The 1,171-nt window shown below is 72.2% G+C and carries 2 protein-coding genes; both read right to left on the bottom strand.

The window, feature by feature from the left end; genetic code table 11:
- Positions 1–529: hypothetical protein (locus tag ACWCRA_RS35230; RefSeq protein WP_451069484.1), on the bottom strand; the 529-nt coding region annotated here is incomplete at its 3' end.
- Complete coding sequence (locus ACWCRA_RS35235) at positions 526–1,035, bottom strand: hypothetical protein (protein ID WP_451069485.1); 510 nt, start codon at positions 1,033–1,035, stop codon at positions 526–528. The genes ACWCRA_RS35230 and ACWCRA_RS35235, both read right to left, overlap by 4 nt.
- Between the last annotated feature and the right edge of the window lie 136 nt (positions 1,036–1,171).

Below are 1,171 nucleotides of genomic sequence, written 5' to 3' on the forward strand. Positions count from 1 at the left end.
TGCCGACGGCCTCAGCGAGCGTCAGATCCTCCGGCTCGTCGAGCCCGCCGCCCTGGCCGTCGTGCTCCTGGTCCTCCTGGCTGTCGTCGACGGCGGCCACCGGCCCCGGCGACTCCCCTCGCTCCGTCCTCACGGCGGGCGCGTGCCACCTGGCTGCGGCGCATGCGCAGATCACGGCGATCGGGGGGAGGTAGGGGGCCCAGACCCCCGCGGCGTCAGCGACGGTGGTCCAGATGACCGGGGCCCCGATGACAGCGGTCCCGGCGACGGCTCCGAGGCGCGTCCACCCGTCCCAGATCCAGCCGTCGGCGCGGACCCACGCCCAGCCCCGGACGGCCAGGACCCGGGCGCCCGCCTGGACCCCGCGGAACGGGCCCGCGATTTGGGAGCGGGTAGGGAGGTAAGGGCGCAGGTCAGACCAGAGGGAGGCGATCGGTCCGGGGAGGTGCACGAGGACCAGCCGCGGGCGCTCGACGGCCTCCACCGTCTCGTCGACGTCCAGGTCGGCCGCGATCGGCTCGGCGCTCACAAGAGGCCCAGCTTCCCCGCGAGGAGCAGCAGCGCGTACTCGGGCAGACCCCAGATGCCGCCGGCCGAGGCGCAGACCCCGGCCAGGATGATGCTCATGATCGCGGCCTTGCCGGGGGCCGGGGCCCGGAAATAGAGGATCACGGACATGATGAGCGCGACTCCCCCCATGCCCGTCTGGCCGAACGCACCGCTGGTGAACACGCTGGCGAACGCCTCGGACACCTCCGGGCCCACGGTCCAGATCGACCCGGCGGCGATGTAGAAAGTCCCCGCGATCAGACCCATCACGGACGCTTCGCTGCTGCTGAGCTTCCGGCGCTGGGTACCGACCTTCTTGCCCTCCTTCCCCTTCGGTTCCTTGATGCCGGCGACCATGCCCGCGGTCAGCGCGGTGGCGAGTCCGCCGTACCCGACGCTGCCCAGGAGCCGACCTCCGATCGAGAACCCGTCGGCCGCGACGCTGAGATCAGCGGCCATGGTCACGTACTGGATGTGCTCGTACATCGGTCTCTCCTGATCAGAGCTGGGACGCGGGCGCGTACAGGGCCAGCGCGGTCACAGCGGACGCGAGCGGGATACGGGCGGCCCAGGACACGGCCCAGTGCCAGTGCCGGGTGCGCCGGTCCCAGACGTGGGCGAT

This window comes from Streptomyces sp. NPDC001889 (assembly GCF_053594535.1).